This window comes from Maribacter sp. LLG6340-A2 (assembly GCF_045057105.1).
Lineage (GTDB): Bacteria > Bacteroidota > Bacteroidia > Flavobacteriales > Flavobacteriaceae > Maribacter.
The window spans coordinates 2,955,082-2,977,085 of record NZ_CP159332.1; the positions used below are offsets into that span (position 1 = coordinate 2,955,082).

Genomic DNA, 22,004 nt, shown 5'->3' on the forward strand with positions numbered 1-22,004 from the left:
GGTTAAATTTTAAAAAGTTACATTTCGCCATAATAATAATGGTAATTTCTTCAATATACTATCATATTAAATAAAAAATTAATTTTATTATTACAATATGTAAGTATAATTGAATTATATGTTTGTTAATTGAAACTATAAATAGATATTTGTTTTCGAAATGTTATAATAATTAGATTATGTGTGGAATTGTATGTGCATTTGATGTTAAGGAAAGTACCGATGTACTTAGGCCTCAACTTTTAGAAATGTCAAAAAAGATTAGACATAGAGGTCCGGATTGGAGTGGTATCTATGCAGATGATAAGGCCATTTTGGCGCATGAGCGTTTGGCAATTGTAGATCCAGCTTCTGGAAAACAACCATTATTGAGTCCTAATGGTAAATTAATACTAGCTGCCAATGGTGAAATATACAACCACAGAGAACTTAGAAAGCAGTTTGAAGGAAAATACGATTTTAAGACCGAGTCTGATTGTGAGGTTATATTAGCGCTTTACCAAGAAAAAGGGGTCGACTTTATTGATGAAATGAACGGTATTTTTGGTTTTACTATTTATGATGCTGAAAAAGATGAATATTTTGTTGCTCGTGATCATATGGGGATTATTCCTTTATACATGGGTTGGGATAAAAATGGTACATTCTATGTAGCTTCAGAATTGAAGGCTTTAGAAGGTACATGTACCAAAATCGAGTTGTTTCCTCCAGGGCATTATTTACATAGTTCTGACGGGGAACTAAAAAAATGGTATTCCAGAGATTGGATGGAGTATGATGCCGTAAAGGAAAACGAGACCAGTATTCAAGAAATTAAAGAAGCACTGGAAGCTGCCGTTCACAGACAGTTAATGTCAGATGTTCCTTATGGTGTGTTATTGTCTGGTGGATTGGATTCTTCGGTTACTTCGGCAATTGCTAAAAAGTATGCTCAGAAGCGTATAGAGAGTGGAGATACTGCAGATGCCTGGTATCCACAATTACATTCATTCTCCGTTGGTTTAGAAGGCTCGCCAGATTTGGCTGCCGCACAAAAAGTGGCTGATCACATTGGTACCGTACACCATGAAATTAAATTTACCATTCAAGAAGGTTTAGATGCTATTAAAGATGTAGTGTATAACCTAGAGACATATGATATTACCACAATTAGAGCTTCTACGCCTATGTATTTAATGGCACGTGTTATTAAATCTATGGGGATAAAGATGGTATTGTCGGGTGAAGGTGCAGATGAATTATTTGGAGGTTATCTATACTTTCATAAAGCGCCTAACGCACAAGAATTCCATGAAGAGACGGTACGTAAATTGAGCAAGCTTCATATGTACGATTGCCTACGTGCCAACAAATCATTGGCATCTTGGGGTATAGAAGGCCGTGTGCCGTTCTTGGATAAAGAATTTATGGATGTTGCCATGCGTATTAACCCACAAGATAAAATGATCAACGGTGAGCGTATGGAGAAATGGGTGGTTCGTAAAGCCTTTGAAGATATGTTACCAGAAAGTGTGGCATGGAGACAGAAAGAACAATTTTCTGACGGAGTAGGCTATAGCTGGATCGATACTTTGAAAGAGGTTGTAAATACAGAGGTGTCCGATGAGCAATTGGCAAACGCTAAGTTTAGGTTCCCATTACAGACACCTACGTCTAAAGAGGAATTTTACTATCGTTCTATATTTGAAGAGCACTTCCCATCAGACGCTGCTGCATTATGTGTGCCACAAGAAGCTTCTGTAGCTTGTAGTACCCAAATAGCTTTGGAGTGGGATGAGGCGTTCAAAAACATGAACGATCCATCTGGTAGGGCTGTAGCCAACGTACATGATGATGCTTACGTAACCCAATAAGTCAACATCAAATAAAAAAAAGCCCGTCCAAAACAATTGGACGGGCTTTTTTTATCAATCCTACCTCATTATAGGGCATCTATAAAATTCTTCAATTCTTCTTTAGATTCACCTGTTTTTTCTTGTATTCTACCAAGTAGTTCATCTGATTTTCCTTCGGCATAGGTAAGATCATCATCTGTAAGGTTGCCGTATTTTTGTTTTAGCTTACCTTTTGCAATGTTCCATTTTCCTTTAAATTGTTCTTCATTCATGATAACTTGTTTTAAGATTATACTACTAAGGTACAGGCCATATGTAAAATAAATCTTAAAAAAAGACCTTGATGGTCAATAGTGTTTAAATTGTATTCAATACAGCTCTTTCTTAGGTGAAAATGTTAAATTATTATCAAGGGAAAACGTTCTGTTTAACAGCTTAATAACAGATAGCCAATCCGTAAATTCTTTTTGAGGGGGAAGTGGCATTTATTCTTTTTTGCTTCATCCGGACCCAGACTACGTAAAGTTTAGGAATGATTCAATGATTATTTTCGATGATTAAATTATGATTGTAAATTTTCCACAATTATTGTTGATAACTTACTGATGCCCAATAACCAGAAACATTATATTCTATGGGGTATTGCGTATATTTGTAGGATTGCAAAATTTGAAGTAAAACAACCTTAATTTTATGAGCGAAGAAGCAAATAAGAAAAATTATTCGGCAGATAGTATTCAGGCCTTGGAGGGTATGGAGCACGTACGTATGCGTCCATCCATGTATATAGGTGATGTTGGGGTCCGTGGTTTGCACCATTTGGTATATGAAGTAGTTGATAACTCTATTGATGAGGCTATGGGCGGTCATTGTGACAGCATTAGCGTGATCATCAATGAAGATAATTCCATTACCACTAGAGATAACGGTAGGGGTATACCTGTTGACTTACATAAAAAAGAAGGGGTATCTGCATTAGAGGTTGTTATGACCAAAATTGGTGCCGGTGGTAAGTTCGATAAAGATTCTTATAAAGTTTCGGGTGGTCTTCACGGGGTTGGTGTTTCTTGTGTAAATGCACTTTCCGATCATTTGACCGCTACGGTTTTTAGGGACGGTGTTATTTGGCAACAAGAATATGAGCGTGGTAAAGCCTTATATCCGGTTAAAAGAATTGGTGAGACAGAGGACAGGGGTACAGAGGTTACTTTTCACCCAGATAATACCATTTTCACACAAACTATTGAATATAGTTATGAAACCTTGTCCAACAGAATGCGTGAGCTTTCTTTCTTGAACAAAGGGGTAACCATAAGTATTACGGATAAGCGCCAGAAAGATGAAAAGGGTGAATATGTTAGCGAAACGTTCTTTTCCAATGAAGGACTTAAGGAGTTTGTCAAATTTCTAGACGGCAATAGAGAATCGCTTATACAAGGGGTCATTGCCATGGAAGGGGAAAAGAACGATATTCCTGTGGAAGTTGCTATGATCTATAATACGAGTTATACAGAAAATCTGCACTCCTATGTAAATAATATTAATACCCATGAAGGGGGTACGCATTTATCTGGATTTAGAAGAGGTCTTACTTCTACCTTGAAAAAATATGCCGATGCTTCTGGTATGTTAGATAAGCTGAAGTTTGAAATTCAAGGAGATGATTTCCGTGAAGGTTTAACGGCTATTGTATCTGTTAAAGTTTCCGAGCCTCAATTTGAAGGACAGACCAAAACCAAATTAGGTAACCGTGAAGTTTCTTCTGCGGTAAGTCAAGCAGTGTCAGAGATGTTGACCAATTATTTGGAAGAACATCCAGATGATGCCAAAACCATTGTACAAAAAGTAATTCTTGCGGCTCAGGCTAGACATGCAGCTTCTAAAGCGCGTGAGATGGTTCAGCGTAAGAATGTGATGAGTGGTGGTGGTCTACCTGGAAAATTATCGGATTGTTCTGAGCAGGATCCAGAAAAATGTGAGATTTTCCTTGTTGAGGGAGATTCGGCAGGTGGTACGGCCAAAATGGGGCGCGACCGTAATTTTCAGGCCATTCTACCTTTAAGGGGTAAAATTCTGAATGTGGAAAAGGCCATGCAGCACAAAGTTTTTGAAAATGAGGAAATCAAAAACATGTATACCGCCTTGGGTGTAACTATTGGAACGGAAGATGATAGTAAAGCCTTGAACCTGGATAAATTAAGATATCATAAAGTAGTCATTATGTGTGATGCCGATGTAGATGGTAGTCATATTGAAACTTTGATATTGACGTTCTTCTTTAGGTATATGAGAGAGCTAATTGAAAGTGGTCACGTATATATTGCAACCCCACCTTTATATTTGGTCAAAAAAGGTCAGAAAAAGAGATATGCTTGGAGTGATAAGGAACGTGATGAAATTGCGGATAGCTACAGTGGTGGCGTAAGTATACAACGTTATAAGGGTCTTGGTGAAATGAATGCCGAGCAACTATGGGATACCACAATGAATCCGGAATTTAGGACCTTACGTCAGATACAAATTGATAATGCTACGGAAACGGACCGTGTTTTTTCAATGCTCATGGGCGATGAAGTGCCGCCAAGGAGAGAATTTATTGAGAAAAATGCAGTGTATGCAAACATTGACACATAGAAAATACCGATTACACAACAAAAACCTGCGTCTACAGCGCAGGTTTTTTATTTTTAACTAAAATTATAATTATGAAAAAGTTACTTTCTATTTTATTCTTGGGAATGTCTTTGAGCCTTATGGCACAAAGAGATTTTAACGATGTGTTCGCGGCAGGTGTGGAAGATGCAGAGCAGTTTACAACGGATTATATGGAGCCCTTATCAGAAAGTGTAGTGTATAGTTTGGCCACAGGTTGGTACAATACTGCAGATGCCAAACCCCTTGGCGGATTTGAAATTTCAATCATAGGTAACATTACGGGCTTTAAAAACAAGACCGATAAGAAAACCTTTATCCTAGATCCTAATGATTATCAAAATTTGGACTTTGTGGATAATCCAGGAACGGCAAGAGCTGTTTCCACAGCCCTGGGAGATATTACCGGTACAAGGGTCTTTGTAGAAGGTGAAGTTGCTGGTTTTACCACAAGAAAAGAATTTACCTTACCAACCGGACTGTCTGGTGAGGGTGTAGATTTTATACCTTCTGGCTATGTACAAGCCAGTGTGGGATTAATAAAAGGTACAGAAATTAAGGCGCGTTTTTTGCCTAAAATGGAATATGAAGATGCATCGGTAGGGTTAATAGGCTTTGGTCTACAGCATGATTTCACCAAATTATTACCCGCGGATAAAGTATTGCCGGTAGCCATCTCTGCAGTTATTGGATATACCAACATCTCTGGTGACTATGATTTGGAGAATGTAAATATTGCAGAAGGTGAAAACCAACGAATAGAATCTAGCATCAATAGCTGGAATTTTAGTGCCGTGGTATCTACCAAACTGCCTATTATTAATTTTTACGGTGGCTTGGGTTACGTTTCAGGTAAATCGGTAACAGATGTACTGGGTACCTACAGGGTTACGGAAGGTCCTTTGGAATCTGAGGAGTTTACCGACCCCTTTTCCATAACCAAAAAAGTTAGTGGCGTTACCGGTACTGTGGGTACCAAGCTTAAACTAGGCTTTTTTAGACTTCATGGGGAATATAATTTAGGTGAATTCAATACGGCTACAATCGGTATAAATTTCGGGTTTAGATAGTAAAGCTTATAATATAAAAAGGTCTTAAATAACATGTGAATGCTTTGTTGAACTTATTTTTTGTGTTAGACGTGAAAAGTTAGTACTAAGTACAAAGTATTAAGTACATAGTAGAGCGTAAAAGTGTTTAGTACAGAATAATGTAGTTAAATCATCTTGTTTTTGAAAGTATGAAATAGGATTTATAAGAGTTTAAGTTTGAGTCTGAATTTGAGTTTATCTTTTGTTTTTTAAATTTATTTTCTTTAACCAACAACCAACAACCAACAACCAACAACCAACAACCAAAAGTCAATACGGCAAACAATACATAAAATGGATCACCTATAATAAAAAAGCCTGCCTAGATTGCTCCAGACAGACTTTTTCCCATGGCCCTGTTAAAATCGTTTATTCCCTTACGGCCAGCGTACTTCCCTCGGTACTTTCAAGGTAAGTCGTGCCATCATCGGCTTGTATTATGGTAAGGATATGGGTAGGTTTTCCTTCAAGGCCTCTATACTCAACAGTATAGGTGTCTCCTTGTCTGGACCAGTTAAAATCTGTTTTTAAGGTAATGTTAGAACCATTTATTTCATGGTATCTACCTAAGTATACATCATTGAAAATCCATTCTTTACGGATGGTTTGTTTAGATGAATTTTCTGATGGTGTAATTTTAGATTGAGACCATATTCCAATAATGGGATCATTGTTCTGTTCTATTCTAGAACAGTTGGCCAAAAATATGACGGCACAGATAGCCACCAATGAGAGGAACTTTTTAGTCATAAGTAGGTTAAGTTTTGTTGGATTTGGGATCCACAATTATTAACGCTATGCTTTTTACCTTATTACTAAAATTCGATGTACTGCATCAATTTTCCGATTTCTTCGTTGAAGTGTCTTTTTTTTTAACAACATGTGCATTTTATCGATGTTTTTACAACCTCCTTTTCGGAATTTAATACGGTGTTCCCAACTATAATTCGTCAATAAATACCTATTTTTGAGCTGATAAAATCAATATGTTAAGATGGATCGGTTCCATTTAATAAATACTAATTCATAAAAATAGATATACATGAAAGTTACAGTAGTTGGTGCGGGCGCAGTAGGTGCTAGTTGTGCAGAATACATTGCCATCAAGGATTTTGCTTCTGAAGTGGTTATTTTGGACATTAAGGAAGGATATGCAGAAGGAAAAGCAATGGATTTGATGCAAACGGCATCATTAATGGACTTTGACACTAAAATCATAGGCAGTACAAATGATTATGCAAAAACTGCTGATAGTCATATTGCGGTAATTACTTCCGGTATTCCAAGAAAACCAGGTATGACTAGAGAAGAGTTGATCGGTATTAATGCGGGTATCGTGAAAACGGTTTCCAGTAATCTGATCAAACACTCACCTAATGTTATCATTATAGTAGTCAGCAACCCAATGGATACAATGACGTACTTGGTGCATAAAACTACAGACCTGCCAAAGAATAGAATTATTGGTATGGGCGGTGCTTTGGATAGCGCACGATTTAAATACAGATTGGCAGAGGCTATGGAGGCTCCAATTTCTGATATTGATGGTATGGTCATTGGCGGCCATAGTGATAAAGGTATGGTGCCTTTAACTTCTCATGCCACTAGAAACAGTATTCGCGTTTCTGAATTTTTATCTGATGAGAGATTGGAACAAGTTGCTGCCGACACTAAGGTTGGTGGTGCTACTTTAACAGGATTGTTAGGAACAAGTGCATGGTATGCTCCAGGTGCTGCTGTATCCTCTATGGTACAGGCCATAGCTTGTGATCAGAAAAAAATGTTCCCTTGTTCTTCCTTGCTAGAGGGTGAGTATGGTCTTAACGATATCTGTATAGGTGTACCGGTAATTTTAGGTAAGAACGGTATTGAGAAAATTGTTGATATTCCGTTAAGCGATGCAGAAAAAGCTAAAATGCAGGAAAGCGCCGCTGGTGTTACAAAAACTAACGGTCTTTTAGAATTATAGAATATTTTATTCATTTTATAGAAACCCTCCATATAATATATGGGGGGTTCTTTTATAAGTTGATAGGCATCAGTTATTTATTGTAAGAAATAAACTGCCAAGTATCATCTTTCTTTTTATATTTGCCGCATGAATGCAAAATGGTGCGTTAGTACTTTAATTATTATTCTAGCCGTTCTAGGGCTAAGTCAAGGGCCGACCAAAGCTTCTAATCAGCAAATTTCATTACAATTTACAGATGTAGAATTAGCTTCGGGGAGTGCTCATGAGGAGGTTTTGGCAGCAATTACCAAAAAGTTGCATACCCTAGGGGTAGAAACTATTGAAATTGTAGAAAATGATGGTGCGCAATTAAGTATTCGTTATTATAGTCATGTTGATGCTAATAGTGTAAAAGCTTTTCTTACACAGGAAAATACACAAGAACATTCAAAAATTCAGGATAAATTACCATTAGACGTTCCTGAAGAGAAAATCCCTGAATTGTATAATCTTGTAGTTTATGACCTTCAACAGCCAGGAGATTCTGTTGTTTTCTTGAACGGTGCCTTGGTTTCAATTCAAAAACAGGAGAAAAAAGACACTATTGATCCTGTTAAATTAAATTTCGATAGTAAGATTGTCTTAGAACTGGCAATTGTTGAACATACAGCTTTTAAAATCAATCAGGATATTGCTATTGCAATAGATCAAACTTCACAAATTATTCCAGAAGTAAGGGCAGGACCTTACTGTAATGGTATAAGTTAGACCATTACATAATAAATAAGGGGTGTTTCTATTTTTTTTAAAAAGTATTGGCCCCTAAAAATCAAAATCTTAATCAACACACATAAATAAATTATTAAAATGCAAAATAAAGGACTTATAAAGCTTTTTGCTTTATTATTCGGGTTAGTTAGTATTTACCAGCTATCCTATACATTCGTTACCAGCAAGGTAGAAAAAGAATCTACGGTGTTTGCTGCTAATCAAGTTCCTGAATCTGAGGAAAACTATATTACCGAAAGAGAACAAGTGGCTATGCGTTATTTGGATTCTATTGGCGATAATTCGGTTTTAGGATATACTACCTATAATGAAGCTAAACAGAAGGAACTAAATAAAGGTCTTGACCTTAAGGGTGGTATTAACGTAACCTTACAGATTTCCGTAAAGGATATTTTAAAAGGTTTGGCCAACAATACAAAAAACCCTGTCTTTAATAAGGCTTTGTCAGATGCAGATATAGCGGCCAAGAATAGTGATGACACATACTTAGATTTGTTTTTCGAAGCATTCGACAATATTAAGGGAGATACCAAATTGGCTTCACCAGATATTTTTGCCACGAAGAGTTTGGTAGATGCAAATGAAATAAATACGCAAATGTCAGATGATGAGGTTAAACCGATCATCAGGACTAAAATAGATGAATCTATCGTTTCTGCCTTTGAGGTATTAAGAGAGCGTATAGATGGTTTTGGTGTTACACAGCCAAATATTCAAAGAGAAGGTAATTCTGGCCGTATATTGGTAGAACTACCAGGAGCTAGGGATATTGCCCGTGCACAAGAGCTTTTGTCAAGCACTGCTCAATTAGAGTTTTGGGAAACCTACAAACAAAGCAATCCTAGCTTTAGTACGTTTTTGATCCAAGCCAATGAAAAGCTTAAGGAAATCGTTGAAGTTGAGCGTCCAGAGCCTATTAAGGAAGAGACGGAGCTTGATTCCCTTTTGTCTGATGTTGCTGCCGATTCGTTAGATTTGGCGACGCAAGTTAATCCATTATATGAATTATTGATACCTGCCAACCCAGGAAGTAATGCAATGTTCCGTGCTGCGGTAAAGGATACGGCTACTATTGGATCATATTTAAGAATGCCGGAAATTAGAAGGCTTTTACCTGCAGATATACAATTCACTAAATTCTTATGGCAAAGACCGGCAACAAAAGATGCCGAGGTCATTGATCTTTATGCTTTAAAGAGTAACAGGGAAGGAACTCCTAGAATGAGTGGAGATGTTGTTAGTGATGCTAGGGCAGAGTTTGATCAGTTCAATGACCCTGTAGTTACCATGACCATGAACAGTGCAGGTTCAAAACAATGGCAAAAATTGACTAGTGATGCCAATATCAACCAAACAGGTATTGCCGTAGTGTTAGACAATAAAGTATATACAGCTCCTGGTTGTTCAGTTGTAGGGGGTATTACAGGTGGTAGAACAGAAATATCCGGAAACTTCACCATAAATGAAACCAAGGATATTGCTAATGTACTTAGGGCAGGTAAGCTTCCTGCTCGTGCAGAAATCATCCAATCAGAAATAGTTGGTCCGTCATTAGGACAAGAGGCAATAGACAGTGGTTTTATGTCATTCTTGATTGCTATGGCCATTGTTTTATTGTGGATGATCGCTTACTATGGTAAAGCAGGTGCATTTGCGGATATTGCTCTATTGTTAAACATCCTATTAATATTTGGAGTATTAACAAGTTTAAATGCGGTACTTACCTTACCTGGTATTGCCGGTATTGTATTGACCATTGGTATGTCTGTGGATGCCAACGTTCTTATTTTTGAACGTATTAAGGAAGAACTTGCAAAAGGTAAAGGTAAGAGTCAAGCAGTTGCTGACGGATTTGGAAATGCACTTTCCTCTATTTTGGATGCCAACATTACCACAGGTCTTACGGCAATCATCTTATTTATTTTTGGTTCTGGACCAATTAAAGGTTTTGCAACTACTTTATTGATAGGTATCATTACATCTTTATTCACGGCTATTTTCATTACGCGTTTATTGGTAGATTGGTATTTGGAAGGTAAAGGAAGAAGTCTTGATTTCTCAACTAGTTTAACCAAGAATTTATTCAAGAACATTAACATTGATTTCTTGATCAAAAGAAAAATTGCTTACGTAATCTCAGGTATTCTTGTTGCAGTAGGGTTATTTTCGTTATTCTTTGGACCAGGATTGCAACAAGGTGTAGACTTTGTAGGTGGGCGTTCGTATACGGTGCGTTTTGAACAACCGGTTAATCCTTCTGAAATTGCATCAGAATTGAATACCGTTTTTGGAAGCGGAACCAATGTAAAGACTTACGGCGAATCTAACCAAGTAAAGATTACAACTCCTTATAAAGTAGATGTAGAAGGTATTGAGGTTGATACGGAAATACAGGATAAATTATATACATCGCTTCAGAAATATCTACCGGATGGCTTTGATAAGGATGCCTTTGTATTGGGTGGTGTTGATGAAGATGCCATAGGAATTTTACAATCTGTAAAAGTAGGACCTACCATTGCAGATGATATTAAGAACAACGCATTTTTAGCCATATTAGGTTCTCTTGCGGTCGTGTTTCTTTATATCCTATTACGATTTAGAAGATGGCAATTTTCATTGGGAGCGGTTGTTGCCGTTTTCCATGATGTATTGATCGTACTTGGTGTTTTCTCCATCTTCGGTAAATTAATGCCATTTAATATGGAAATAGACCAAGCATTCATTGCGGCCATACTGACTGTAATTGGTTACTCTTTGAACGATACCGTGGTCGTGTTTGACCGTATTCGTGAAACCTTGGCAGAAAGAGGCTGGAAAGGTGGTACCAACATTAACTTTGCTATTAATACTACATTAAGTAGAACATTGAATACTTCTTTAACTACCTTGGTGGTATTATTGGCCATCTTCATTTTTGGTGGTGAATCGTTAAGAGGATTTATGTTCGCTATGATCGTAGGTGTAGTAGTGGGTACCTATTCTTCTGTGTTTATTGCAACACCAGTAATGTTTGATGCATTGAGCAAGAAAATTACATCGGGTAAGAAGTAATTAAAATTTATCTAACTCAAATAAAAAAGCCGTTCAGAAATGAACGGCTTTTTGTTTTTGTAAAATCTGTACTTATTGAATGATTCCTGTTGAGCCTTGTTCAGAAGGTATAAGGTTAAAAGTTTGTTTGGGTTTTAAGCCTTTTTCCTTCCTATGTGATACAAAAATGATGGCAGTATTGGTTTCTGCTGCAAATTTGTTGACCAAAGCGACCAATAATGCTGCGGATTCATCGTCCATTCCTGCCGTTGGCTCATCTAAAATTAATAAAGGGGGTTGTTTTACCATGGCACGTGCCGTCATGATCAGCCGTTGTTTACCCGTAGAAAGTTTGTTGAAAAAGGTATTTTTTATAGAGGTTACATCCAATATGGCCAACCATTGTTTAATAATTCTCTTTTGAAATTCTGTTGGGCGCGTATATAAGCCTACAGAATCATTTAAGCCCGAGATAAGCATATTTTCTATAGAATGCCTGCCGCTGAACTTATCGGTCATTGCTGGGGAATAATAGCCTATCTTTTTCTTGATGTCCCATACACTTTCGCCACTTCCTTTTTTACTACCAAAGAGATGTATTTCTTGACCGTATGCCTTAGGATTATCACCAAATATCATGGAAAGTATAGTAGATTTACCACTGCCGTTGGTGCCGGACAGTTGCCAGAAATCACCTTTTTTTATTGACCAATTAATATTGTTCAGAATTTTCTTGTCTCCGTATGAAATACTTACGTTTTTAAAATCAACCAATGTGTCTGGCAAATTAGGGAATTCAATACCTGATTTGGGTATGCTAATAGAGGTAAAGCTATGGGGTATTTGGTTCTCGTTGTTTGGAGAGGTATCCATTACTGAAAACTGGTCTTTTTCAATACGTGCGTAATTGGTGATAAATGAAAGTGTATCAGATTTTCTACTTGCCAACTGTATAAAAGAAATAGATTTGGAATGTTCTTCAAGTATGGTTTTAAGGTCTTCTTGAAAACCAATATCAAGATTGTCAAATGGGTTGTCCAATATGATATAGTCCGGTTTTTCCTTTAACAGATAAAATAATAAAGCTCGTTTTTGTTCTCCACTGGACATGGTTCTTAATTCCTGACCTTCATTGCTTATTATCTTTTTGTCATGCTTGTCTTCCTTGTCCATTAGTTTTTCTAGGGTGAATTGAGAAAATAGCTTTCCGGTTTTTAAAGCATACTCCTTAAGGGCTGTGGGTATTTTTCCATGTTGAAAATCTTTAATGAAGCCTTTCTTGTTGGCGTCGTTGTCCAGATATATTGCCCAATGATTCATTTATGCATGTATTCTGTAAATATGAACTTGATTATTGTGGTAGGTGGTCGTATAATCTAATGACATGCCGTTCTTTACAGCAGTTTTAATAGATGGGATATTATCTACCTGTATGATGGAAATAAGACTGCTTGCCCATTGTTTGTCAAATGCTACTTTTTTACATTTTTCGGCAGCCTCAAAAGCAAATCCTTGCCGCCAATAGGTAGGTAAAATAGAGTAGCCTATTTCAAATTCTTGCTTGCCGTCTACAACTTGTATTAATATGCCACAAAGACCAACAAGTGTATTAGTGCCTTTTAAATAAAGAGCGTTCATGCCGCCCAAATTTTTATTATAACGTTCAAAAATTCTTTGAAACTGTTCTCTGCATGCCGTTTTTGGGTCATCTGGTAAACCGGACCAAAACTGTCTGCTTAAAGGTTCTTGGTGAAACGGTAGCCATGCTTCAAAATCTGATTCCGTTACTTTTTTAAAAAGTAAACGTTCAGATTCTTCATTGAATAAAACGTATGCTGGCATTTTACAGTCTTGAAGTAGTTGGACTAATATGATTTATTTTCTACTGAAACTAATACTGTCACCAATAGAAAGTCCTAATTCTTGTGCTAGCCCGCCGTTAATTTCTAGGACGTACTTTATTGGAACTTGAGAGGACAGCCCTGTTTCATTTAGAGGTTGGGCGTTTTCTTGAAAACTGGCAATCTTTAGATTCTCTTTTATATAAATGATATCCAAGGGAAATTCTGTATTCTTCATGTAAAAAGAATGCATTCTCTCATCAGGGAAAATGAACAACATACCTTGTTTTTTTTCCATCCCTTTACGGTACATAAGTCCGGTTTGGGTTTCATAATCGGTTTCGGCAAATTCTATGTTGAACTTGGTTTTAACCGTATCGCTCGTATTTAGAAAAACGGTTAAATCCCCTTCATGGGTAAAGTTTATATTCTGGGTAGCTATTGTTTTTTTGGATTCTTCTTTGCAAGAAAAAACGAGTAATGACAGCGCTAAAAGAACAGCTATGCTATAATATGTTTTCTTGATCATTACGCGTTTTTAGGTTTTTTAAACATAAAGAAAAGACCTATTAAAATAAAAGGAATACTTAGCCACTGACCCGTGGAAAGTACTCCAAGGGATTCTTCAAACCCGCCTTGGCTCTTTTTAACGAATTCTACAAAGAAGCGCACCGTCCATAATAAAACAAAGAATAGCCCAAATAAATAACCAGCTTTATTCTTTTTGTCCGTTTTCCAGTATAAAAAATAGAGCAGGATAAAGATGAGCAAATAGCAAACGGCCTCATACAATTGCGCCGGATGACGATAGGGAATTTCTGCAAGATATTGTGAAAATTGAGGGTTGTTCTCAATTGCTGCATAGGCGGCATTTACAGATTTTTCTTGAGTGACACCCAATGCTTTTGAAGGGTGTAAATCGTCAGAGTCCCTTATAAATTTAGTGGCGAAAATAAAGTTTTCATTCACCACTTTACCGTTGATCTCAGAATTAAAAAAGTTACCCAATCTAACACAAAAGCATCCTATAGCAACAGGTATGACCATTCTATCAAAAATCCATAACATACTGAATTCTTTATGCTTTTTAGTATAAAGGTAGGTGCCAATTATAATACCCAAGGTGGCCCCATGACTGGCTAAGCCGGTAAATCCTGTAAATTCATATCCGTCAATTAATCCAAATAATAAACTACCTGTATCACTTTCCCTTATAGGTAGAAGAATTTCAAGCAGGTGGTTGGAGTAATAAGCCCAATCATAAAAAAATACATGACCTAAACGTGCGCCCAACATTGTCCCAAGGACCGTATAGATAAAAAGGGAATCTAGCTGTTCTACAGATTTTTTCTCATTAAGGAAAATCTTTTTCATTAAAAACCAACCTAAAGCAAAGGCGGTTATCCAAAGTAGATTATAGTACTTTATTTGAATGAAACCGATGTTAAAAAGTGTCTCATTCGGATTCCAGGTAATTCCTAAGAAATGCATGTGTTAAATTTTGAAAGGCTAAGATAATAAAATAGAAATCTACCTAGGCTTAAGAATGGGGAAATCGGTTTTGACGTAGGTTAAAAGAGCGTTAAGAATTAAGAAAATAGAATTTAGAATAATGAGGAGAGAAAATAGAGAATAGAGAGGAGAGAAAATAGATAATTTAAAAAGAGGGAAAATATGTTAACTGACAATATCAAAATTTCATAACCAATTAAATCTTTAATTTAAACCTGCTAATTTTTCATCTTGGGCTTGTATTTTGAACTTAAACTTTTTAAGGAACTGGGTCGTAGCCTTTACCGCCCCAAGGGTTACAACTGAAAATTCTTTTTGTGGCAAGCCATCCCCCTTTAAAAAGTCCATGTTTTTTTAATGCTTCTAAGGTGTATTGCGAGCAAGTGGGGGAGTATCTACAAGTAGCAGGAGTATAAGGTGATATGGCTACTTGGTAAAACCGAACCAACAAAACAAAAGGAGCAATAAGAATTTTTTTTAATGTGATTTTCAAATCGATAAATTGATACTGCAAATTTACTACAAAACTGTAGAAAGTAATTAAATAATAAATCCGGATGGGTTGCATCCGGACTTATGACATTAAAATGGTTTTTGTTTAGACACCTATTCTTATGGGTTCTAAATGAGATGCTTCTTCTTTGGTATATAATCTAGATCGAATCAAAAACCGAAGACCTAAAGGAATTTCCAATGAAAAGCTAGAGCCAATACCTGGTGTAACATCAACTGTTAGCTGCGTATGTTTCCAATATTCAAACTGATCTTTAGACATATGAAAGTCACAACCTTCAATTGAGCCCAAGCACACATCGTTATCATCAAGCATTAAATCACCCTTTTCAAAACACATGGGGGAAGAACCATCACAGCACCCACCACTTTGGTGAAACATAAGTTCTCCATGTTTTTCTTTTAATTGGGCAATTACCTCTGCTGCTTTATCGGTTACCAGAACTCTTTTTGTCTTCATTGTATTAGGTTTTTTAAAAGAATCCCATTTTTTTCTTATCGTAAGAGATAAGCATGTTTTTGGTTTGACGATAGTGCGACAACATCATTTTATGATTTTCTCTACCAATACCTGATTTTTTGTACCCTCCAAATGGCGCATGTGCAGGGTAAAGGTGATAACAGTTCACCCAAACTCTACCTGCCTTTATGGCTCTTGAGATTTGATATGCTTGGTGTGTGTCGCGTGTCCAAACTCCGGCGCCTAATCCGTATAAAGTATCGTTTGCAATCTCTATGGCTTCCGCTTCATCCTTGAAGGTGGTAACGCAAAGAACGGGACCAAAAATTTCTTCTTGGAAAACGCGCATCTTGTTATTTCCTTTTAAGATGGTTGGTTCTATGTAGTAACCGCCTTCTAAACCTTCGTTGTACGCTTGAGAACCTCCGGTAAGCACTTCACAACCTTCTTCTTTTCCTATTTGAATATAGCTGAGAATTTTTTCGAACTGATCGTTAGAGGCTTGCGCACCCATCATGGTATTAGGATCAAGGGGGTGTCCCATTTTAATTGCTTTGGTGCGCTCTATGACACGTTCAATAAATTTGTCATAAATACTTTCTTGCACCAGCATACGTGACGGACATGTACAAACTTCACCTTGGTTTAAAGCGAACATATTGGCACCTTCCAAACATTTATCAAAGAATTCATCATCGGCGTCCATAATACTCTCAAAGAATATATTCGGAGATTTACCGCCCAATTCTAAGGTAACCGGAGTTATGTTTTTAGATGCGTACTGCATGATTAATTGTCCGGTAGTCGTTTCACCGGTAAAAGCTATTTTGTCAATTCTTGGGCTAGATGCCAATGGTTTGCCTGCCTCAGCACCGAATCCGTTTACTATATTAAGAACTCCGTCAGGTAAAATTCCTTCTATGATTTCCATTAGAATTAAGATTCCTACGGGAGTTTGTTCTGCTGGTTTTAACACTACACAGTTTCCAGCAGCTAAAGCCGGTGCTAATTTCCAAGTAGCCATTAATAAAGGAAAATTCCAAGGAATAATTTGACCGACGACCCCTAAAGGTTCAGTAACATTTAAAGCCACGGTATTAGAATCCAATTCACTTACAGAACCTTCTTCGGCTCTTATAACACCTGCAAAATATCTAAAATGATCTACGGCCAATGGTAAATCTGCTGCGCGGGTTTCACGAATTGCCTTACCGTTGTCCCAAGTTTCTGCTCTTGCCAAAACTTCGAGATTCTGCTCTATTTTGTCTGCAATCTTTAAAAGCATATTACTTCTCTCGGTAGCTGAAGAGGAGTTCCATGAAGGAGCTGCTTTCCATGCAGCATCTATTGCCTTTTCAATATCTTCGGATGTTGATCTTGGTATTTTTGTAAATGATTTGCCATCTACAGGAGAAATATTGTCAAAATACTCTCCCTTACTCGGTGCTACCCATTTGCCGCCAATATAGTTTTCATATTGATTTTTGAATTTGGGTTTTTGAAGTACATCTTTTTCTACTGTGGCTGTTGTGCTCATAATATATGATTTAAGTTAATACTGGAAGTACGTGTATTGAGTATGCATCAATACAATACTCTAAATGTACTTCTCATAATATCAATTAGTCTGACGCATTCTACGAATAATGTGAACTATTCTATCAATAATTGATTTTATGATTTTTTTAAGTATATAATTTTGTAAATTCCTTAAAATTAAATCAATATAATTGTGATTCAGTTATCTGACAGTTTTTTAAAAGGAAGACGTTTGGAGACTATGGTCGAGAACCAAACATCCTACACGATGAACAATGCCGCCATGCATGTTTTTGAAACTCATGAGCAAGCAGCAAGTGTTCTACTGCAATTTGAACAACCTGTTTTGGCCAGTATGATCCAAGGTAAAAAGATTATGCATTTGCGCGATTATGAGGCATTTGACTTTTTACCCGGTGAATCTTTGGTATTGCCCGCCAATGAAAGTATGTGTATTGATTTTCCTGAAGCCATGGCAAAGAACCCAACCAGATGTTTGGCAATGGCAATATCTGAGGAAAAGATTAACAAGGTATTACAGTTTATGAATGAGAATATGCCTAAAAGTACCAAAGAGGCATGGGGGCTTATGGATTATAATTTTCATTTTGTGAATGATAGGGGAATCTATCAAATTATACAGCGCTTATTGTTTCTTTTTTCAGAAGACCATCCATCAAAGGATATATTCGTTGATAATATGTTACGTGAACTGATTATACGTATTCTACAGACCAACGAACGTAAAATATATAGTAATGCCACATTGGCCATAAAGAAAGAGAGTAGGTTGACCGAGGTTATACGATATATAAGAAATAACCTTCACAAATCGTTAAGCGTAGATTTTCTTAGTAAAATGGCTTATATGAGTCCGTCGCACTTTTATAGAATGTTTAAGCAAGAGTTGGGTATATCACCGGTAGAGTTCATAAATAATGAACGAATAAAACTGGCAGTAGGGTTATTGCAAGATCCCAATAGAAGTATAAAAGATGTATACCTAGATTGCGGATTTGAAAGTAGGTCCTACTTCAACAGGGTTTTTAAAACAAGACAGCATTTAGCTCCTGGCGAATACCAGTCTAAAATTCAAAAATCCAGATATTTAGACTAAAGGCTGTAAGTTGTACCGTCTTTACCGTCTTTTAGTTTAATGCCCAATGCGGCCAATTGATCACGTATTTTATCGGAAGTAGCAAAATCTCTATTTTCCCGGGCTTCTTTACGTAATTGAATAAGCAACTCAACTACACCACCCAATTTTTCTGAATCTGCGTCTGAACTACTTTTATTTTCCAAACCTAGAACATCAAACGTAAAGGCGTATAAAGTTTGCTCCAACTCCTGTTTATCCGCTAACGATATACTTTCTTTTCCCTCTTTGATTAAATTAATGTGTTTAACGGCATCGAACAATTTAGCAATGAGAATTGGCGTGTTGAAATCGTCGTTCATGGCAGCATAGCAAGAAGATTTCCATTCAGATACGTTAAAATTACTGCTACTTGCTACAGGAAGAGATTTTAATGAGTTGATGGCTTCCATTAGTTTGTTGAACCCTTTTTCAGAGGCCAAAAGTGCATCATTACTAATATCCAAAATACTGGTGTAATGGGCCTGCATCATAAAAAAGCGTACCATAGAAGGGGAAAATGGCTTACTTAAAATGGTATTCTCACCAGAAAAAATTTCACCGGGTAGTATACTGTTTCCAGTGGATTTGGCCATTTTTCTACCGTTTAAGGTAAGCATGTTGGTATGAAGCCAATAATTTACAGGAGATTGTCCGTTACTTGCCTCTGCTTGGGCTATTTCACACTCATGATGTGGAAATTTTAAATCCATTCCTCCACCATGTATGTCAAAAGTTTCACCCAAATATTTTGTACTCATGGCCGTGCATTCTAAGTGCCATCCTGGAAAACCATCTCCCCAAGGTGATGGCCACCTCATAATATGTTGCGGTTCTGCTTTTTTCCAAAGGGCAAAATCTTGAGGGTTGCGTTTATCATCTTGGGCGGTAAGGTCACGCGTATTGGCGATCATATCCTCTAATTTTCTACCGCTTAGTTTTCCGTATTCATGTTCACTATTGAATTTGGCGACATCAAAATAAACAGATCCATTGGTCTCGTAGGCAAATCCTTTGGTTAGGATATCCTTAATAATTTCAATCTGCTCTATTATATGGCCCGTAGCCGTCGGTTCAATACTTGGGGGCAGGAAATTGAATTTCTCCAATATATTATGAAAATCTACCGTGTACCGTTGTACAACTTCCATAGGTTCCAATTTTTCTAAACGTGCCTTTTTTGCAATTTTATCTTCACCGTCTTCTGCGTCATCTACCAAATGCCCAGCGTCCGTAATATTACGTACGTAACGAACTTTATAACCCAAGTGTTTAAAATATCTGAAAATCATGTCAAAGGACATAAAAGTTCTACAGTTTCCTAAATGTACGTTGCTATAAACGGTAGGGCCACAAACATACATGCCAATATGCCCTTTGTTGATAGGGGTAAAAACTTCCTTTTTCCCACTTAGGGAATTGTATACTTTGATTTCTTGGCTTTCGTACAATTGCATGAAGTTATGTGCGTTTAAAATGAGTGTTTAGAATTTTTTCAATTTTAATGTAGTCCACTTTACCTATATCGAAGAGCGCATGAACGCCTATTCGTCGTCTTTATAATTTGCTGATTTCAAGTGAAATATAATTTCCTTTTATAATGCAATTTTGTGCGTACAAAAGTTTAAAAACCAGTTTTTTAAATGTTATAATTTGTTTATCCAGCATAGCCATGAGCACTTTTTGAAACTAAACAAATTAAGCTGTAAAGATATACAATATGTGTCACTTTATAACTAAATAGGGGGATTACACAACATAAATTGGCAACATACCGATCAAGGGTTTATTTTTAAAATCCAAATCTATTTAGCCTTATGACCATGCGTGGTTTACTACTATTATTCTTTAGTCTATTGTTCATGTTAACTTGTTTTGCACAAGTTGCCCCAGATTGTAACAATGCAATCCCTATTTGTAATAATACTCCGATCAATGCCGGAACCAATGGCTATGGTGTAGATGATTTTAATGGAGCTTCTTCATCAGGGTGTTTTACACAGGCATCTGGCACAATTGAGACCAATTCTGCCTGGTACCGTTTTAGAACGGGGGAATCTGGTCAGTTAGGATTTAACATTGGGCATGATTCTGGTGAAGATTGGGATTTTTCCCTGTACAATACCACGGACTGTGGTAATTTAGGTGAGCCGGTTAGGTGTAATTATTTTGATAATTCTGATGAAAGTGATTTTATTGGGGTGGGTGTAGACCCGTCTGGTGCAGATAATATTCAATATGAAGATTGGTTACAAGTAGAGCCAGGCCAAGATTATTACTTGCTCATTAATAATTTCAGCAATAACAATTCCGGATTTTCAATTCAATTCTCGGGAACCATTTTTGTGGAATTTCCCAATAGTGCGTTAGATTGCGATATTATAGATAATTTATTGGGACCTCCAATTATTGCCTGTGATGATGATAATGTGGTTTTAGATGCTACTACGGAAAATGCAATAGGGTATGAGTGGTATATTGATTTGGGAACTGGTTATCAACGTATACAAAATGAAATTGGCCCACAGCTTTCTGTTGCGGTATCTGCAATGTATAGGGTATTGGTATTACGTCCAATGGGTAATAACATAATCAGTGAGACCCAAGTGGCCTATGCCCCGTCACCGGTTACTTATGAGGTGCAAGATGTTAATGCGTGTTTTGATGGTACGGCAATTGATTTATCTGAAAAGGATGAAGAGGCGTTGGGAGACCAAAGTCCGTTTGAATTTCGTGTAACCTATCATTCTTCAGTTGAAGATGCTATTGAGGGGATAGAGCCGTTGTCAAAAAACTATATTCCTTCAAATTTATCAGAAACTATTTTTGTTAGAACTACTTCTTTGGAAAACGGAAATTGTTTTGATGCTTCAGAATCATTTGAAATTAACAGTGTAGAACTACCAAAATTAAATTTCCCTACAAAAATATATGAATGTGGAGAAGCCCCTGTAGCTACCATTGGGGAAGAAACACCAAATTCAGCGTATAAATATGAATGGAGTACCGGTGAAACTACTCCTATGCTTACCGTAGATCAAGGTGGTATTTATACCTTATCTGTAACCAATGCTGAAAATGCTCTTCAATGTGTAACTATAAAATCTGTTGAGGTAATATTCTCCAAGCCGGCAGTTATTACAGATATTAGTATTGAATATGAGGATGATTTAGCAAATACGGTCCGCGTATTTGTGGAAGAAGAAGGTAATCTTGCCTATCAATTAGATGAAGAAGAACCACAGGATAGCGCTGCTTTTAAAGACCTACTTCCTGGAGAGCATACCATTACGGCAATAGATTTGAACGGTTGTGGAAATGATTCTAAAAAAATTGTAGTACTTGGTTTTCCAAAATTCTTTACACCAAATGCCGATGGCGTAAATGATACCTGGCATGTTGCCGGACTTAGTATTTTGGACAACCCTATTATTAGTATCTATGATCGTTATGGAAAACTGCTTCACCAATTAAATAAAAATTCAAAGGGTTGGGATGGTTCGTTCAATGGTGTCCTCCTGCCTGAATCTGATTATTGGTTTAAATTATCTTATACGGACTCCTCAGGTCAAACTACCAATGCTACCTATGTAAATAATCATTTTACACTAAAGCGCTAATCTTTAAACCGTACTATTAAAGGTGTATTTTAT

The 22,004-nt window shown here is 36.9% G+C and carries 18 protein-coding genes; 8 read left to right on the top strand and 10 right to left on the bottom strand.

From position 1 onward, the window contains the following. Window positions 1-179 precede the first annotated feature (179 nt). A complete protein-coding gene (gene asnB, locus ABVM52_RS12405; RefSeq protein WP_116770616.1) occupies window positions 180-1,853 on the top strand; it encodes an asparagine synthase B in 1,674 nt (557 codons plus the stop codon). A 68-nt stretch (window positions 1,854-1,921) separates the two neighbouring features. Here the strand turns inward: asnB and ABVM52_RS12410 are convergent, their stop codons facing one another. Then, complete coding sequence (locus tag ABVM52_RS12410) at window positions 1,922-2,107, bottom strand: CsbD family protein (protein ID WP_405380944.1); 186 nt, start codon at window positions 2,105-2,107, stop codon at window positions 1,922-1,924. A gap of 421 nt (window positions 2,108-2,528) precedes the next feature. Here ABVM52_RS12410 and gyrB point away from each other — a divergent pair, with 421 nt between their 5' ends. After that, window positions 2,529-4,469 carry a DNA topoisomerase (ATP-hydrolyzing) subunit B gene (gene gyrB / locus ABVM52_RS12415; protein ID WP_405380946.1) on the top strand — a complete coding sequence of 647 codons (1,941 nt, stop codon included), beginning with the start codon at window positions 2,529-2,531 and terminating at the stop codon, window positions 4,467-4,469. 71 nt (window positions 4,470-4,540) lie between these two features. Continuing rightward, window positions 4,541-5,557, top strand: a complete 1,017-nt coding sequence (locus ABVM52_RS12420) for a DUF6588 family protein (RefSeq protein WP_405380948.1) — start codon at window positions 4,541-4,543, stop codon at window positions 5,555-5,557. A gap of 390 nt (window positions 5,558-5,947) precedes the next feature. Here ABVM52_RS12420 and ABVM52_RS12425 read toward each other — a convergent pair whose 3' ends face one another. Beyond that, window positions 5,948-6,328: a hypothetical protein gene (locus tag ABVM52_RS12425; RefSeq protein WP_405380950.1), complete on the bottom strand. Its 381-nt coding sequence runs from the start codon at window positions 6,326-6,328 to the stop codon at window positions 5,948-5,950. A 292-nt stretch (window positions 6,329-6,620) separates the two neighbouring features. Between ABVM52_RS12425 and ABVM52_RS12430 the strand changes: the two genes are divergently transcribed. The 3 genes from ABVM52_RS12430 (at window position 6,621) to secDF (ending at window position 11,372) form a co-directional block, all read left to right on the top strand. Beyond that, the gene (locus ABVM52_RS12430; RefSeq protein ID WP_405380952.1) at window positions 6,621-7,547 is read left to right on the top strand and encodes a malate dehydrogenase; all 927 of its coding nucleotides are present in this window, start codon (window positions 6,621-6,623) and stop codon (window positions 7,545-7,547) included. A 129-nt stretch (window positions 7,548-7,676) separates the two neighbouring features. After that, the gene (locus ABVM52_RS12435) at window positions 7,677-8,297 is read left to right on the top strand and encodes a hypothetical protein (RefSeq protein ID WP_405380954.1); all 621 of its coding nucleotides are present in this window, start codon (window positions 7,677-7,679) and stop codon (window positions 8,295-8,297) included. Between the two features lie 99 nt (window positions 8,298-8,396). Continuing rightward, window positions 8,397-11,372 carry a protein translocase subunit SecDF gene (gene secDF, locus ABVM52_RS12440; protein WP_405380956.1) on the top strand — a complete coding sequence of 992 codons (2,976 nt, stop codon included), beginning with the start codon at window positions 8,397-8,399 and terminating at the stop codon, window positions 11,370-11,372. Between the two features lie 72 nt (window positions 11,373-11,444). Here secDF and ABVM52_RS12445 read toward each other — a convergent pair whose 3' ends face one another. The 7 genes from ABVM52_RS12445 to ABVM52_RS12475 all read right to left on the bottom strand — a co-directional run bounded on the left by ABVM52_RS12445 (window position 11,445) and on the right by ABVM52_RS12475 (window position 17,214). Further along, entirely contained in the window at window positions 11,445-12,671 is a 1,227-nt protein-coding gene (locus tag ABVM52_RS12445) for an ATP-binding cassette domain-containing protein (RefSeq protein WP_405380958.1), read from the bottom strand. After that, window positions 12,672-13,193 (bottom strand): GNAT family N-acetyltransferase, encoded by a 522-nt coding sequence (locus ABVM52_RS12450; RefSeq protein ID WP_405380961.1) that lies wholly within the window; start codon window positions 13,191-13,193, stop codon window positions 12,672-12,674. It lies immediately after the preceding gene. Between the two features lie 33 nt (window positions 13,194-13,226). Then, window positions 13,227-13,721 (bottom strand): DUF192 domain-containing protein, encoded by a 495-nt coding sequence (locus tag ABVM52_RS12455; RefSeq protein WP_405380963.1) that lies wholly within the window; start codon window positions 13,719-13,721, stop codon window positions 13,227-13,229. Next, window positions 13,721-14,683 (bottom strand): prolipoprotein diacylglyceryl transferase, encoded by a 963-nt coding sequence (gene lgt / locus ABVM52_RS12460; RefSeq protein WP_405380965.1) that lies wholly within the window; start codon window positions 14,681-14,683, stop codon window positions 13,721-13,723. Before lgt ends, ABVM52_RS12455 begins: the two co-directional genes overlap by 1 nt. A gap of 280 nt (window positions 14,684-14,963) precedes the next feature. Next, window positions 14,964-15,191 (bottom strand): membrane protein insertion efficiency factor YidD, encoded by a 228-nt coding sequence (yidD, locus tag ABVM52_RS12465; RefSeq protein ID WP_405385127.1) that lies wholly within the window; start codon window positions 15,189-15,191, stop codon window positions 14,964-14,966. Between the two features lie 111 nt (window positions 15,192-15,302). After that, entirely contained in the window at window positions 15,303-15,677 is a 375-nt protein-coding gene (locus ABVM52_RS12470; RefSeq protein ID WP_405380967.1) for a DUF779 domain-containing protein, read from the bottom strand. 13 nt (window positions 15,678-15,690) lie between these two features. Continuing rightward, window positions 15,691-17,214, bottom strand: coding sequence for an aldehyde dehydrogenase family protein (locus ABVM52_RS12475; RefSeq protein WP_405380968.1), 1,524 nt, complete (start codon window positions 17,212-17,214; stop codon window positions 15,691-15,693). Window positions 17,215-17,409: 195 nt separating this feature from the next. Between ABVM52_RS12475 and ABVM52_RS12480 the strand changes: the two genes are divergently transcribed. Next, complete coding sequence (locus tag ABVM52_RS12480; protein ID WP_405380970.1) at window positions 17,410-18,333, top strand: AraC family transcriptional regulator N-terminal domain-containing protein; 924 nt, start codon at window positions 17,410-17,412, stop codon at window positions 18,331-18,333. Here ABVM52_RS12480 and cysS read toward each other — a convergent pair. Further along, entirely contained in the window at window positions 18,330-19,808 is a 1,479-nt protein-coding gene (gene cysS, locus ABVM52_RS12485; protein WP_405380971.1) for a cysteine--tRNA ligase, read from the bottom strand. The two genes, ABVM52_RS12480 and cysS, sit on opposite strands and share 4 nt — an antisense overlap. Before the next feature lie 366 nt (window positions 19,809-20,174). On the opposite strand from cysS, the gene ABVM52_RS12490 reads away from it, so the two are divergent. Continuing rightward, on the top strand, window positions 20,175-21,971 hold the full coding sequence (locus tag ABVM52_RS12490) for a T9SS type B sorting domain-containing protein (RefSeq protein WP_405380973.1): 1,797 nt from the start codon (window positions 20,175-20,177) through the stop codon (window positions 21,969-21,971). The last annotated feature ends 33 nt before the right edge of the window (window positions 21,972-22,004 follow it).